General features: G+C 60.8%; 13 protein-coding genes. 6 read left to right on the top strand and 7 right to left on the bottom strand.

Annotated elements, in window-relative coordinates:
- Position 1: 1 nt before the first annotated feature.
- The 4 genes from AD666_RS21920 to AD666_RS21905 all read right to left on the bottom strand — a co-directional run bounded on the left by AD666_RS21920 (position 2) and on the right by AD666_RS21905 (position 3873).
- Positions 2–1381: a UDP-glucose/GDP-mannose dehydrogenase family protein gene (locus tag AD666_RS21920; RefSeq protein ID WP_053156705.1), complete on the bottom strand. Its 1380-nt coding sequence runs from the start codon at positions 1379–1381 to the stop codon at positions 2–4.
- A 159-nt stretch (positions 1382–1540) separates the two neighbouring features.
- Positions 1541–2461 (bottom strand): LysR family transcriptional regulator, encoded by a 921-nt coding sequence (locus tag AD666_RS21915; RefSeq protein WP_053156697.1) that lies wholly within the window; start codon positions 2459–2461, stop codon positions 1541–1543.
- Positions 2462–2499: 38 nt separating this feature from the next.
- On the bottom strand, positions 2500–3039 hold the full coding sequence (locus AD666_RS21910; RefSeq protein ID WP_053156693.1) for a hypothetical protein: 540 nt from the start codon (positions 3037–3039) through the stop codon (positions 2500–2502).
- A gap of 30 nt (positions 3040–3069) precedes the next feature.
- Complete coding sequence (locus AD666_RS21905) at positions 3070–3873, bottom strand: putative hydro-lyase (RefSeq protein ID WP_053156690.1); 804 nt, start codon at positions 3871–3873, stop codon at positions 3070–3072.
- A 341-nt stretch (positions 3874–4214) separates the two neighbouring features.
- Here AD666_RS21905 and AD666_RS21900 point away from each other — a divergent pair, with 341 nt between their 5' ends.
- Positions 4215–5456 (top strand): OprD family porin, encoded by a 1242-nt coding sequence (locus AD666_RS21900; RefSeq protein WP_053156688.1) that lies wholly within the window; start codon positions 4215–4217, stop codon positions 5454–5456.
- Positions 5457–5645: 189 nt separating this feature from the next.
- The gene (locus tag AD666_RS21895) at positions 5646–7700 is read left to right on the top strand and encodes a pyridoxamine 5'-phosphate oxidase family protein (protein WP_053156685.1); all 2055 of its coding nucleotides are present in this window, start codon (positions 5646–5648) and stop codon (positions 7698–7700) included.
- Positions 7701–7724: 24 nt separating this feature from the next.
- On the opposite strand, the gene AD666_RS21890 is transcribed toward AD666_RS21895, so the two are convergent.
- Entirely contained in the window at positions 7725–8630 is a 906-nt protein-coding gene (locus tag AD666_RS21890; protein ID WP_053156682.1) for an AraC family transcriptional regulator, read from the bottom strand.
- A 109-nt stretch (positions 8631–8739) separates the two neighbouring features.
- Between AD666_RS21890 and AD666_RS21885 the strand changes: the two genes are divergently transcribed.
- The 3 genes from AD666_RS21885 to AD666_RS21875 all read left to right on the top strand — a co-directional run bounded on the left by AD666_RS21885 (position 8740) and on the right by AD666_RS21875 (position 10354).
- Entirely contained in the window at positions 8740–9081 is a 342-nt protein-coding gene (locus AD666_RS21885) for a carboxymuconolactone decarboxylase family protein (protein WP_053156679.1), read from the top strand.
- Positions 9082–9222: 141 nt separating this feature from the next.
- Positions 9223–10101 (top strand): hypothetical protein, encoded by an 879-nt coding sequence (locus tag AD666_RS21880; protein ID WP_053156676.1) that lies wholly within the window; start codon positions 9223–9225, stop codon positions 10099–10101.
- A 73-nt stretch (positions 10102–10174) separates the two neighbouring features.
- Complete coding sequence (locus AD666_RS21875; protein WP_053156673.1) at positions 10175–10354, top strand: DUF2986 domain-containing protein; 180 nt, start codon at positions 10175–10177, stop codon at positions 10352–10354.
- Between the two features lie 120 nt (positions 10355–10474).
- On the opposite strand, the gene AD666_RS21870 is transcribed toward AD666_RS21875, so the two are convergent.
- Together AD666_RS21870 and AD666_RS21865 are read right to left on the bottom strand one after the other, a co-directional pair.
- Positions 10475–10930, bottom strand: coding sequence for a type VI secretion system amidase immunity protein Tai4 (locus AD666_RS21870; protein WP_053156670.1), 456 nt, complete (start codon positions 10928–10930; stop codon positions 10475–10477).
- Positions 10930–11430 carry a type VI secretion system amidase effector protein Tae4 gene (locus AD666_RS21865; RefSeq protein ID WP_053156667.1) on the bottom strand — a complete coding sequence of 167 codons (501 nt, stop codon included), beginning with the start codon at positions 11428–11430 and terminating at the stop codon, positions 10930–10932. The genes AD666_RS21870 and AD666_RS21865 overlap by 1 nt, the downstream gene beginning before the upstream one ends.
- 482 nt (positions 11431–11912) lie before the next feature.
- On the opposite strand from AD666_RS21865, the gene AD666_RS21860 reads away from it, so the two are divergent.
- Positions 11913–12959: a class I SAM-dependent methyltransferase gene (locus AD666_RS21860; RefSeq protein WP_053156664.1), complete on the top strand. Its 1047-nt coding sequence runs from the start codon at positions 11913–11915 to the stop codon at positions 12957–12959.
- The last annotated feature ends 11 nt before the right edge of the window (positions 12960–12970 follow it).

Genomic DNA, 12970 nt, shown 5'->3' with positions numbered 1-12970 from the left:
TTCATGCACTGCGAGGCATTTGAAAATGTACGGGGGGTGCGACAGGCAAGTCGCAGGATTGGCCGCGCCCCATCGGGAAGTAGGTAAAACCTTTGCTGTTCATACGCTCCGGGTCATACAGATTGCGACCATCAAAGATGACCGGGACTTTGAGCCGCTGGTGGATCAAATCGAAGTCCGGCGCCTTGAAGGGTTGCCACTCGGTGCAGATGATCAGCGCATCGGCGCCTGGCAAGACCGATTCCGGGGTACCCATCAGCATGAGTTTCGCCTCGTTGGGGTACAACTGCTGGGTCTGCTGCATCGCCTCGGGGTCAAAAGCGCGAACACTGGCGCCGGCTGCCCACAGCGCCTCAAGGAGTGCGCGGCTGGGCGCATCGCGCATATCGTCGGTATTGGGTTTGAAGGCCAGGCCCCACAGTGCGAAAGTCTTGCCGCGCAAATCGCCCTTGTAGTAAGCCTTGATGCGCTCGAACAGCTTGTGTTTCTGCCGCCCGTTGATGGCTTCCACAGCTTGCAGCAGGTCGCTGGCGCAGTGGGCTTGCTCGGCACTGTGGATCAGGGCGCGCATGTCCTTGGGAAAACACGAGCCGCCGTAACCGCAGCCGGGGTAGATAAAGTGGTAGCCAATGCGCGAATCGGCACCGATGCCCAGGCGTACGGACTCGATATCGGCGCCCAGGTGTTCGGCCAGCTCGGCGATCTGGTTGATGAAGCTGATCTTGGTCGCCAACATGGCGTTGGCGGCGTATTTGGTCAGTTCGGCGCTGCGCAGGTCCATGAACAGCACACGCTCGTGGTTACGGTTGAACGGTGCATACAGGTCACGCATGGTTTCCCGGACTTCCTCGCGCTCGCAGCCGATCACGATCCGGTCCGGGCGCCGGCAATCGGCGACGGCGGAGCCTTCCTTGAGAAACTCAGGGTTGGACACGATATCGAACTGCAACAAGCGCCCGGCCTTGATCAGGCATTTATTGATGTGTGCGTGCAAGGCGTCGCCGGTGCCCACTGGCACGGTGGATTTTTCCACCACGATGACCGGCTGCTCGCGGTAGCGTGCGACGGCTTCGCCGACTGACATGACCTGGGACAGGTCGGCCGAGCCATCCTCCCTGGAAGGCGTGCCGACCGCGATGAACAGCACTTGGCCGTGTTGTACGGCAAGCTTTTCGTCACTGGTGAAATGCAAGCGTCCGGCCTCGAGCCCCTCGCGCACAAGCGCCCCAAGGCCTGGCTCATAAATGCTGACCTGACCCTGGCGCAGGCTTTCGACCTTGCGCTCATCGATGTCCATGCAAATGACGTCGTGGCCCACTTCGGCCAATACGGCGGCCTGCACCAAGCCGACGTAACCACTTCCGAAGACACTGATTCTCATAGCGGACTCCCTGGCCATCCGAGCGGACGAAGATGCACAGCCAGCCGTCGGGCAGTGCGTTCTTCTCAGCGTATGTCCGGGATATTGCAATTCACTTACAGCGGGAAGTCGCTGTGCGGATCAGAGGGAAAAGGCAGGCGGGTGCCGTTGAGCAACAGGTCAGTTTGAATCCAATCGGTAGGCGACAGGCAATTGCGCAACGAACTCACCCACCACATCCCGGGTGAGGCTGACGATGTCTTCCACCCGTTCCATGCCCGCGCCGGTGCGCCAGCTGGCGACGATGTCCATCACCGAGGGCAGCGGCACGCCGTCGACCAGTTTCAGAGTGCCTTGGGCCAGTTCGCCCTGGACCAGCGCCGCGGGCATGGCGCCGATGCCGAATCCGTCGCGAACCAGGCGCGTGATGGCCGATGCCGAGTTCACGCAGTTGATGCGTGGCGAAACGATGTTCGCCGAATGCAACAGGTTGAGGATGTCCTGGTGCGGCCGCGAATTGCGCGAGAAGGTGACGATGCGTTCCTGGGACAGCTCATCCAACGATGCGTAAGGGCGATCGTAGACAGAGCCGGTGCGCACCACCCAATGCATCGGGTATCGGGTCAGCAGGGCATTGCGCACGCTGTCCAGGCGCAGGATGTCGGTCTGGAAAATGATGTCCTGGTAGCCTTTCTCCAATTGTGAGCACAGGTTGCTCGCCGTGTCGGCCGACAATTCGATTTCCAGGGCCGGATAGCACTCCATCAGGCGTGTCACCAGGGGGCTGATCCAGGTATGGATCACCGTATCCATGGCGCCGATACGGATCCGGCCGCGGACCTGGCGCGGATCCTTGATCACGGCTTTCATGCTTTGCATGGTGTCCATGATGCGCTCGGCGTATTCCAGCACCCGCTGCCCTTCGGACGTCAGCGACACACCTTTGGAGTCGCGCACGAACAAGCGCACGCCCATTTCGTCTTCCAGGGCCGCGATGCGGCTGGAAATGGAGGCCTGGGTGGTGAACAGTTTTTCCGCCGTGAGCCGGAAACTTTTCAGGCGAGCGACCCAGACGAAGGTTTCCAGAAACTTGATGTTCATTGGGGACGCTCCCGAGGGACAGATGGGCCATGAGCCGGTTAAAGCATGCCGGCCCTCACATAGTGGATCACGGGTTGAAGCTCGGTGACATCCGGTACATTGCTCAGCGCCGCCTGAGGATCGCACCATGGATAGTCCAGCCCGGAAACCCAGGCCATTATCACAGGCAGATCGGCCGTTGGCAGGATTTCCATGTGCTCGATCGTGATCGTCAGGACCTCGACCCGCTTCGATTCAGGTTCGAACTGCCAGTCGTACAGGCCACAACCGACACGGACCTCGCCGCTGTTCTTGTCCGACATCGCCACCAGCCATTTGCACTGGAACGCCTTGGCATCCGCGGGCGGCGGAGCTCCCAGGCAAAACGTATAGACGTTTTCGAAGGTCTGGCCAAAGCGCCTGACCAGGACCTCGCCGATGGCCTCGCGACCTTCCACATGCCCCGGAAACGAAATGGCGCCGGTGCGCACCACCATGTCCAGGGTAGCCTCGGTCGTGAAAGCCTGGTCGAGCAGGTGAGGGCGGTTGCCGTCCTTGGCGTCGATGTAACGTTGGATCGATAGCCGGGCTGTGTTCATTGCCAGTCCACATCAGGTTGTTCGTCGTGCTTACAACGCACTGTTCCACAAGTCCGTCACCAGCATGCACCCCGGTGCATGGGTGATGCACAGCGGTGGACGAGACGCCTGGACCACCGATTGCGGTGTCACGCCACAGGCCCAGAATACCGGGATCTCGTCCGCTTCGACCGGCACGGCGTCGCCATAGTCCGGCCGGTCCAGAGATTCGATGCCGATCAGCGTCGGGTCGCCGATATGCACCGGGGCACCATGGACGTTGGGCATGCGACCAGTGATCTGGATGGCCTGGATGGCGGCAGTGGCCTTCATCGGGCGCATGCTCACGACCATTTTGCCGGCCAGCCGGGCGGTGGGGCGCGTGTCGATGTTGGTGCGGAACATGGCGACATTGCGGCCCAGCTCGATATGCCGCAGATGAATGCCGGCTTCCAGCAACGGTTGTTCGAAGGAGAACGAGCAACCGAGGGCGAAGGCGACCATGTCGTCCTGCCACAAGTGTTCGATATCCAGGGGTTCCTCGCTCAGTTCACCGTGACGGAAGACCCGGTAGCGGGGCACGTCATGGCGGATATCGATGGCGCTGCCCAGGTTACGGAAATACGGGTCCCCGGGTTCGGTCACGTCCAATATCGGGCAGGCCTGGCGGTTGAGGGTGCAGTAGCGCAGGAATTCGTCGGCCCAATCGCCGGGCAGAATCACGATGTTGGCTTGCACCCGGCCCGGACCCAGTCCGCTGGTGTGCCCCTGGTAATGGCCGGCGGCGATGCTCTGGCGAAGGGCTGGCGGTTCGTACTGCTGCAGTTGCTCGAAGGTGGGGGCTGGCTGGGTCATCGAAGTGGCGCCTGTTCTTGTTGGATTTTTACCCTAAAAGCCCGCGATGGCGGCGTCCAACAAGGAATGTTGGTGCGTGCGACAAGTAAAAGTTATCGCCACGGTGTGGTCGCCAGCGACTGCAATGATCACTCCGGATCAGAGTCCACGGCGCATCAGATTTTCTTATGGCCGATCCGGCTTTTTTCCCGTTTGACGCTTCCGGATCGCGAAACCAAGAATCCGCACCACGACGCCGCTGATGGCGTCCGTGTCCCCACGACAACGTCTTCACACAACAATAACGAGGCGCACGCAAAGCCCCCCGAAAGGGTTCGCTCGCGTCGATAAAAGGAGCACGCATGCGACATTTAAACCCCATCCAACCGTTCTATACCCCACTTGGCGCGGCATTGGGTTTGAGCTTGATTGGTTTACCCAGCGCCCACGCCGATTTCATCGCCGACAGCAAAGGCAGCCTGGAAGCACGCAACTTCTATTTCAATCGCGACTTTCGCCAGACGGGCGCGCGGGACAAGGCCGAAGAGTGGGCGCAGGGTTTCCTGTTGCGGATGGAGTCGGGATACACCGCCGGCACCATCGGCTTCGGCCTGGACGCCCTGGCCATGGCCGGCTTCAAGCTGGACTCCGGGGGCGGCACGTCAGGCACCAATCTGCTGCCGGCGGATTTGTCCGGGGGGTCTCAAGACCGCTACGGGGAGGTGGGTCTGACCGCCAAGATGCGCCTGTCCAACAGCACCCTCAAGCTGGGCACGCTGCAAATCAAGGACCCGGTGGTCAACTCCAACGACACCCGGCTGTTACCGGGAACGTTCAAGGGCGGCCAGGTGAGCGTGCAGGAAATCGACCGGCTGAAACTGACCGGCGGGCAGCTCACCCAGATCAATTTCGTCGATTCCACCGATTACCAGGACATGACCGCCAACCGCATTGGCGGCACCAGCGACAAGTTCCAGTTCGCCGGAGCGGACTATCAATTCCTGCCGAATTTCACGGCGCAATACCGTTACGGGAAGCTGGAAGATATCTACCAGCAGAACTACCTCGGGTTCGTGCATACCCTGGACCTGGGCGATGGCCAGTCCCTCAAGAGTGACGTGCGCTACTCGCGCAGCACAGAGGACGGCAATTTCCGTGACCTGGACAACCAGGCGTTCGGCGCCTTGTTCACCTACAGCCTCGGTGGGCACGCCCTGGGCCTGGGCTATCAGCGCATGAGCGGTGACGATCCGTTCCCGTATATCAGCCGCAGTGACCCGTACCTGGTGAACTTCGTGCAGATCGGCGACTTCGCCAACGTGGATGAACGCTCCTGGCAAGCCCGCTATGACTACAACTTTGCTGCGCTCGGCGTACCGGGACTGACATTCATGACGCGCTACATTTCAGGCGACAACGTGCAACGCGCCGCGCCCGGCGAAGGTAAGGAATGGGAGCGCAACACGGACATTGCCTATGTCGTACAGGACGGCACGCTCAAGGGACTGGGCCTGAAATGGCGCAACGCCTCGGTCCGCTCGAATTTTGGTAATGATCTGGATGAGAACCGCTTGATCGTCAGCTATACGATGTCGCTTTGTTAACCCTCGATGCCCTGATGGCGCTGCTGTGTGAGCGGCGCTATTGCATTTTATGAAAGGGTGGATTGCGGTTCATGGGTATTCCGCCTCGTCGGCAAACGACAGAAGATGAGCCCACGACAACGCACCCCTGTATCGGTGCGAACCCACTCACACCGTAGGTGCCATCCCTGCGGGCAGGAGGACAGACCCATGGACAACGCCTCGACATCAACCGGCTCCCCCTGGCATGAAGGCGAACTGACCCTGCAACGCTCCGTCGGCGCGGTGGAGATGATGGTCGGTGTTGGTCAACGGCAGATGTCCCGGACATGGATGCCGGACCAGCATCGGGAGTTCTACGCCCAGCTGCCTTTCGTCGTGCTGGGGGCGGTGGATCCTCAAGGTGACGTCTGGGCCACCCTCCGCACGGGACAACCCGGTTTCATGAATTCGCCCGATCCACAGACACTGCACATCGATTTCGCGCCACAGCCGGACGATCCGGCCCAGGCGGGCATGAACGAGGGTGACGCCATCGGCCTGCTGGGCATCGAGTTGCACACCCGTCGGCGCAATCGCATGAACGGCACCATCGTCCGTCGCCTCGACCATGGGGTAGACATTACGGTCCGCCAGGCGTACGGCAATTGCCCGCGCTATATCAACCTGCGTCAGTACCGCTTTGTCGATGTGCAGAAGTCCGAAGCGCTTGAGCTGACAGCGGCGGATCCGCTCGTACATCGCCTGGTCACTGCGGCGGACTCGTTTCACGTCGCCACTTACGTAGAACGTAACGGCGAACGGCAGATCGATGCGTCCCACCGGGGTGGCAAGCCTGGTTTCGTGCGCATGGACGAGACCGGGACGCTGACCATTCCGGATTTTTCCGGAAACCTGTTTTTCAACACCCTGGGCAACATCCTGCTCAATCCGCGTGCCGGGCTGCTTTTCATCGATTTCGCCACCGGCGATCTCGTGCAGATGACCGGCTCGGCAGAGGTCTTGCTGGACTCTCCGGAAATCGCCGCGTTCCAGGGTGCCGAACGGTTATGGCGTTTCACGCCGCAGCGCATTGTCTTGCGCCGGGCCGCGATCCCGTTGCGTTGGGACGACCAGGTCGAAGGCGATTCACCTAATTCGTCGATGACTGGCAGTTGGGAACAGGCGGCCGAGCGTTTGCAGGCCGAGGCCATGCGCACACGCTGGCGTGCGTTGCGGGTTGCTCGCATCGTGGACGAGAGCCCCAACATCCGTTCCTTCTATCTGGAGGCCACTGACGGTGTCGGTTTGCCCGGCTTCGACGCCGGGCAGCATTTGCCCGTACGGGTAACGGTGCAGGGCCAGGCGGCCGCGGTGATTCGAACCTACAGCGTCTCCAGCGCCCCGTCGGATGATTTCCTGCGCATCAGCGTCAAGCGCGATGGCTCGGTATCCTCCCATTTGCATGACCGGGTACAGGTAGGGGATGAAATCGAAGTGCGGGCACCCCAAGGGCATTTCATCGTGCAAGCCACTGAGCGACGCCCCCTGGTGCTGCTGGCGGCGGGCGTCGGTGTAACGCCGCTGTTGTCGATGCTGCGCGAGGTGGTTTACCAAGGGCTGCGTATCAACCGCATGCGTCCGGTCTGGGTGGTGCAAAGTGCCCGGACGGTGGCTGACCTGGCCTTTCGTGAGGAGATCGATGCGTTGGTTGCCCGCTCGGGCGGCAAGGTCCGGGTGTTGCGGATGGTCAGCCAGCCGCCCGTCGGGGCAGACGCCGGCAAAGGCTACGAGGCCGAAGGCCGGATCGACATCGACTTGCTCAAGCAACTGCTGCCCCTCAACGACTACGATTACTACCTGTGCGGGCCGGGCAGTTTCACCCAGGCTCTGTATGACGGCCTGCGCGCGTTGCGCATTCCGGACGACCGCATCCATGCCGAAACCTTCGGTCCCTCCACCCTGGTGCGGGACGTTGAAATCAGCCTGCCAGCGGCACAGCAAGTGCCTGCGGCGAGCGAACCGGTCAAGGTTCTGTTCGCCACTTCGGCCAAGGAAGGGCGTTGGGAGCCCGGCAACGGGACATTGCTGGAACTGGCTGAAGCCCGGGGATTGAACCCCGAGTTCAGCTGCCGTGGCGGTTCGTGCGGCACGTGTAAAACCCGCATGACCCGCGGCCAGGTGCATTACCTGAACACGCCGGCCATGCCGTTGGCGCAAGACGAGGTGCTGATTTGCTGTGCGGTGCCGGCCCAGGGCAGCGAGACGCTGGTGCTGGAGGTGTGAAGGGCGCCCCTGGATGCCTTCGGCTCAAATGGTCCGGCGAATTCGCCCAGGCGCTTCGCCGTAGATTTCCTTGAACTTCTTGCTGAATGCCGCCTGCGACTGATACCCCACCTGCTGCGCAATGTCGCTCAGGCCAAGGTGCGAGTGGCTCAAAAGGCTGAACGCCTGTTCCATCCGCACTTGCGTCAGTAACACCCACGGCGATACCCCGGCCACCCGTACGAATGCCCGCATGAAGGACGCCCGCGACATGTTCGCCAGGTCGGCCAGGCCCTGGATAGTCCATTCATGGGCGGGATCGGCCAGCATCGCCTGCCAGGTTTTTCCAAGACGTTTGTCGCCCAGCAGGGCCAGCGTGCCGCTGTCCTGCCCATGACAGGCCAGATGAGCCCGCAGGATCAAGGTGAACAGCGCCTGGGATAGTGCATCGAGCAGAAAACGGGCGCCGGTCCTGTTGTCATCCGCTTCTCCTCGAATAATTTCCACCAGTGCCGGTAGCGGTCCGTTGGCCGGCACTGCACCGCTGGGAATCACCAGGTATTCAGGCAAGGATGCAAACAACAGCGAAGCACGGTTGAAGTGAAAGGCACCGCACAGCATGTCCAGGTCGGGGCTGGCGCGACCGATGCGGTGGATTGGTAACACGCCACCCAGAATCTGTTCGGGAGAAGAGGGTGCAACGGTATTGCCGGGGCTGTGCATCACATGCCGGGCGCCACGGGGCAGCAGCAGGATGTCCCCGGCGCGCATGGGTACCCGCTGGCCGTCGGGAAATTCCACCCGGCACTCCCCCGCGAGCACGATGTGATAAGGCGCCTTGCCGAGCGCTTCCTGCCCATGATCGAGCGCCCAGTCGCCTTGAAATTGGCAACGCAGGTCCAGGCTGCCGCGAACGTTGGCCAGGCTGATCAGCTTGTCGAGTGCATTCATTTGAGCGTTTCGCGAAAAAAGCTGAGCGCATCGAACAAAACCGCCCAGCACAGGGGTGGAAAACTGAGCACGTCGAAACAGTACACCAACCTGCTCAGGAGTTAACACGATGTTCAATAACTGGTCCCAACTGTTGCCCACCATCCAGAAATCCTTTGGCGCGCTGGGCAAAAGCAATCCCAAGATGGTCAAGGCCTACATGGCCCTGGGCGAAGCCTCCGCCGAGAATAACGTGCTCGACGCCAGGACGCGCGAGTTGATCTCGATTGCGGTAGCCGTCACCACCCGCTGCGACGGTTGCATTGCCGCGCACACGGACGCTGCGATCAAGGCCGGCGCAAGCCGGGAGGAAGTGGCCGCCGCACTCGCGACCGCGATTTCCCTGAATGCCGGTGCTGCGTATATCTACTCCTTGCATTCCCTTGAAGCCTATGACGCCTTGAAGCACTAGTTGCCACATGACCGTCAAAGCCCCGGATACCCCAAGGTACCGGGGCTTTTTTCATCGGGCAGGGGTTAGACAACGTCCAGAGGATGAGGCTACCGTTATGGCCCCTTCGAAGCGAACCAAACCCAGGACCGCCATCTCGATATGCCCGCCAATGACTACGACCTGTACGTGGACTTCCACTCGCCCGACGCCGACATCGCTGCCCGTGAAAGCGCGCCGATGCTGGATCAGGAAAGGGCCTGGGCGAGTTATCGAGCGAGTGCTCACACCAGCGGCTGGCTGCAATGGACAGTGATGCCGCTCGCTATCGGACCTGTATTGCCGGCATTGGTCCTGTTCCTGGGCATCTGGGTCTATGAGGGGCTGTTCGACCCTGACTTCGATATGGATCGCTACGGGGCACACACGCTGGGGTGGCTCGCGGCGGGTACGGGGCTGTTCGTTGCAGGCTGGGTGGCCTGGAACAGGCACCGCGCTCGACACGACCCAAGGCTGCGTTACTGGCGAGACATGCCCATAGCCGGCGAGGTGGAGCTGGAACGGCACACCCTGATTCGTGGCGTCAGCCTGTGGTCGCTCGATTATGACCCTGACCGATGCCATATCCCGCAATGGCTCGACGAGCGCATCCAGGAGTTGCCCGACAGCGGCATCTCGCAATGGATCCTGGCGCAAACCGCCGAAGGGCAATGGTTGGTGCTGCGTCACTGCATTGCAGGCAGCTTCGCGGGTTACGGCAAGACCGTGCAGCCCCCAGCCAGCAAGCACCTGCAGGTCAATCGTGACCTGGCCATTGCCTTTGCCCCGCGCACCAACATTTCGCTGGGGATGCGCTTCTCCGGGATGCCGGTTGGACTGGCCTGCACCGATTACTGGCTCAGCGCGCCCGAACTCGAACGCCTGGACGACGCGGCCCATCACTGGAAGTTTTTCGCGCCGGACCGCTATGGGGTGGTCAATCCGATAGAGGTCCCGTGGATCGAGGCATTGGTCGCGAAAGCCCAGGCAAAGGCCGCGTGACGCGGTGAAGCGGGCAAGGGGCCCAATGCGTTAAGCTGTCAGCATTCAAAAACGCACCGGCCGGGCAAAGAAGATGAATCGTCGCAAGAAAATCAAGCAGCTCTTGGAAGCCCACGCCAAGAAAGCCAGCGCCAAACTGGCCCCGCGAAACAAGCCCAAGTACATCAGCAAGGCCGATCGTTTGAAACTGGAGGCTGAATCGGCTGCGGCTCAGTCGACACCGTCGAGTGCTGATATGTCGAATACCGATTGAGCCGGTCGAGGCAGGATGAGGGTTGATGTTTCGTAGGCCCATACCCCGTCCTGTTCCGTAGCTGAAACATCTACCTTGATCACGACCCTGCCGCGATCCTGCTTGCGCGAATGCGGAGAATCAGTCCTTGCTGGCTCGCGGCGGGTTGTCCTGGCGATAGGTATGGTCGGGTTTGATCACCCATTGTCTGGCCTGCTCGTCCAATTCCTTGCTGTGATACAGATCCAGGCATTTGAGCAGGTCAAAGCGAACTCCTTTACGCTCCGACTCAACCAAAGGGCTGCTGTAATCGCGCGCCAGGAACCGCTCAACCAGAGGGCGACTGGCTTGCGGCGCCTGTTCGAGGTCGAAATAGGTCCAGTCCATCAGCGCGCTGGCGCTGCTGCCGGCGTCCGCGGCCGCTTTGGGTTCACTCTTGTAGGCGGTCGCGATGCAGTCTGCCAGTGCCATGTCTTTGTAGTTCTGTGCGTAGCTGCGCCCGGCGGCCTGTGGCGAGTGGCTCGGGTCGTCCTTGGACCAACTGCTGGAGGGTAGGGATGCCCAAGCCAGGATCAGGGCGGTGGTGAGATATTTCATCAAGGCAAACTCCAGAAATTTGCCCGGTCGGTTTGGTAGTTCACGCCTGGCTCATTGAAATAGCAATGGTCGTAGCACATTTTGCCATCAAACAAAGTGGCATGGCCCTGGGCGTCGTACCAGCCAGAGACCTCAAACAGGATCAGTCCTTTCTTGCCTGCCAGGGGGCCACCGTTCGAGGCCGGATACTTGACCGTCTCGGCGCTTCCCCATTGCTGTTCGAGGTAGTTGATCAGGTTCTTGACGCGAAAGAAGTACCAACGCTTGTCAGCGCCAGACACGGTTTCGCCGCGTATGTGCGGTATCAATGAGCCGGAATAATTAAGGATGTAACTCATGCGCACTGCGCAAGTGTTGACCCACCTGAGGGCAGGGTCACGGCTGTTGATATTCGCTGCGACGTTGCCGCCAATGACCGTGGCAACTTTCTGGGAGGGATTGACGGTGTCGTAGATGCGTTGAGAAGCGGCCCATGCACTGGAAAATGACGGTCTGATCATGTGTCGTCCTTGATGTCGAGCTGTAAACGATATGGCGGGGTTTGATCCTTGATGCCGAGTCGATGATGTTTGCATGGGTTTATCGGTGCCGCAAGTGGGACCGACGTTATGTGTAGCCGTCGCGTATCGCATTCCAGAAGGGAGCTAGGCTTGAATGCTGGACAAATTTTCCAGCGCTAACAAACGTACAAACCGGACAGAGCCATAGGAATCGTCGCGAGAAGTAAAACGGCAACCATGGACCAACGCCGGGCCCACCGGATGTCGCCTCATCCCACGCAGGTTCCGGCCAAGGCATAGACTGGATATCCCCGCGGTGCCACCAGCACCGCGGGTAGTCAGGCGGGTGTTTGGTTTATCGGGTGCTGTCGGACCCGATGAACGTGACGCCTGCCCGCGCCGTTATCCATCCGACCACCGCAAACAGTTTTCAGGTTCTTTACGCCCGTGTCGACGGTGGCCTTCTTGCAGGAGGGTACGTAATGGACGAGGCAAAACTGAACGAGTTCATGGGTAAGCTGGTGTCCGACATGGGCGCCTCGGCCATGCTCGCCAATGTGATACTGGGTGATGAACTCGGGCTGTACAAGGCCATGGCCGATAGCCAACCGGTGACTCCCGAGGCGCTTGCCTCCAGGACCGGTTGCAACCCGCGGTTGGTTCGGGAGTGGCTGAGCGCTCACGTGGCGTCCGGCTATATGGCGCATCGAGAAGGACAGTTCGTGCTGCCCGAGGAGCAGGCGATGGCATTGGCCATCGAGGACTCGCCGGTGTACGCGGCGGGCGGCGTTATGGTGGTTGCCTCCATGTTCCACGACAAGGACAAACTGGTGGCGGCCATGCGTGGCGATGGCGGGCTGGCCTGGGGCGATCATCACCCCTGTATGTTCAGCGGTACCGAGCGTTTTTTCCGGCCCGGTTACAAAACCTATCTGGTGTCGCAGTGGTTGCCGGCATTGGAAGGGGTCGTGGAAAAGCTCACGGCCGGTGCACGGGTCGCGGACGTTGGCTGTGGGCACGGGGCTTCGACCATCGTCATGGCGCAGGCCTTCCCGGCGTCGCGCTTCGTGGGTTTCGATTATCACGGTCCTTCCATCGTGACCGCCATGCAGCGGGCCAAGGAGGGCGGCGTCGATGAGCGCGTCAGTTTTGCCCAAAACACCGCCAAGGATTTTCCCGGAGAGGATTACGACCTGATCTGCTATTTCGATTGCCTGCACGACATGGGCGACCCGGTCGGTGCGGCGCAACATGCGTATCGGTCGCTGAAGGCAGACGGAACAGTGCTGCTGGTCGAACCCTATGCCAACGACACGCTCGACGAAAACATCAACCCTGTCGGACGACTGTTCTACGCCGCGTCCACCTTTATCTGCACGCCGAACTCGTTGTCCCAGGAGGTTGGGTTGGGGCTCGGTGCGCAGGCTGGGGAGGCGAGGTTGCGGGAAGTTTTCGAGGCGGCGGGTTTCAGACACCTGCGTCGTGCGGCAGAAACGCCTTTCAACTTGATTCTGGAGGCTCGTAAGTAATCGCGTTGGAC

It is taken from the genome of Pseudomonas sp. Pf153 (assembly GCF_001269775.1).
Classification (GTDB): Bacteria; Pseudomonadota; Gammaproteobacteria; order Pseudomonadales; family Pseudomonadaceae; genus Aquipseudomonas; species Aquipseudomonas uvaldensis.
The sequence above is the reverse complement of the archived record's forward strand: the minus strand, read 5'-3'. Positions and strand labels throughout refer to the sequence as shown.

Excerpts from the sequence above, each read along its gene's own strand:
- AD666_RS21900 (WP_053156688.1), top strand. The coding sequence starts at position 4,215 with ATGCGACATTTAAACCCCATCCAACCGTTCTATACCCCACTTGGCGCG.
- AD666_RS21875 (WP_053156673.1), top strand. The coding sequence starts at position 10,175 with ATGAATCGTCGCAAGAAAATCAAGCAGCTCTTGGAAGCCCACGCCAAG.
- AD666_RS21915 (WP_053156697.1), bottom strand. The coding sequence starts at position 2,461 with ATGAACATCAAGTTTCTGGAAACCTTCGTCTGGGTCGCTCGCCTGAAA.
- AD666_RS21895 (WP_053156685.1), top strand. The coding sequence starts at position 5,646 with ATGGACAACGCCTCGACATCAACCGGCTCCCCCTGGCATGAAGGCGAA.
- AD666_RS21910 (WP_053156693.1), bottom strand. The coding sequence starts at position 3,039 with ATGAACACAGCCCGGCTATCGATCCAACGTTACATCGACGCCAAGGAC.
- AD666_RS21885 (WP_053156679.1), top strand. The coding sequence starts at position 8,740 with ATGTTCAATAACTGGTCCCAACTGTTGCCCACCATCCAGAAATCCTTT.
- AD666_RS21905 (WP_053156690.1), bottom strand. The coding sequence starts at position 3,873 with ATGACCCAGCCAGCCCCCACCTTCGAGCAACTGCAGCAGTACGAACCG.
- AD666_RS21880 (WP_053156676.1), top strand. The coding sequence starts at position 9,223 with ATGCCCGCCAATGACTACGACCTGTACGTGGACTTCCACTCGCCCGAC.
- AD666_RS21860 (WP_053156664.1), top strand. The coding sequence starts at position 11,913 with ATGGACGAGGCAAAACTGAACGAGTTCATGGGTAAGCTGGTGTCCGAC.
- AD666_RS21865 (WP_053156667.1), bottom strand. The coding sequence starts at position 11,430 with ATGATCAGACCGTCATTTTCCAGTGCATGGGCCGCTTCTCAACGCATC.
- AD666_RS21920 (WP_053156705.1), bottom strand. The coding sequence starts at position 1,381 with ATGAGAATCAGTGTCTTCGGAAGTGGTTACGTCGGCTTGGTGCAGGCC.
- AD666_RS21890 (WP_053156682.1), bottom strand. The coding sequence starts at position 8,630 with ATGAATGCACTCGACAAGCTGATCAGCCTGGCCAACGTTCGCGGCAGC.
- AD666_RS21870 (WP_053156670.1), bottom strand. The coding sequence starts at position 10,930 with ATGAAATATCTCACCACCGCCCTGATCCTGGCTTGGGCATCCCTACCC.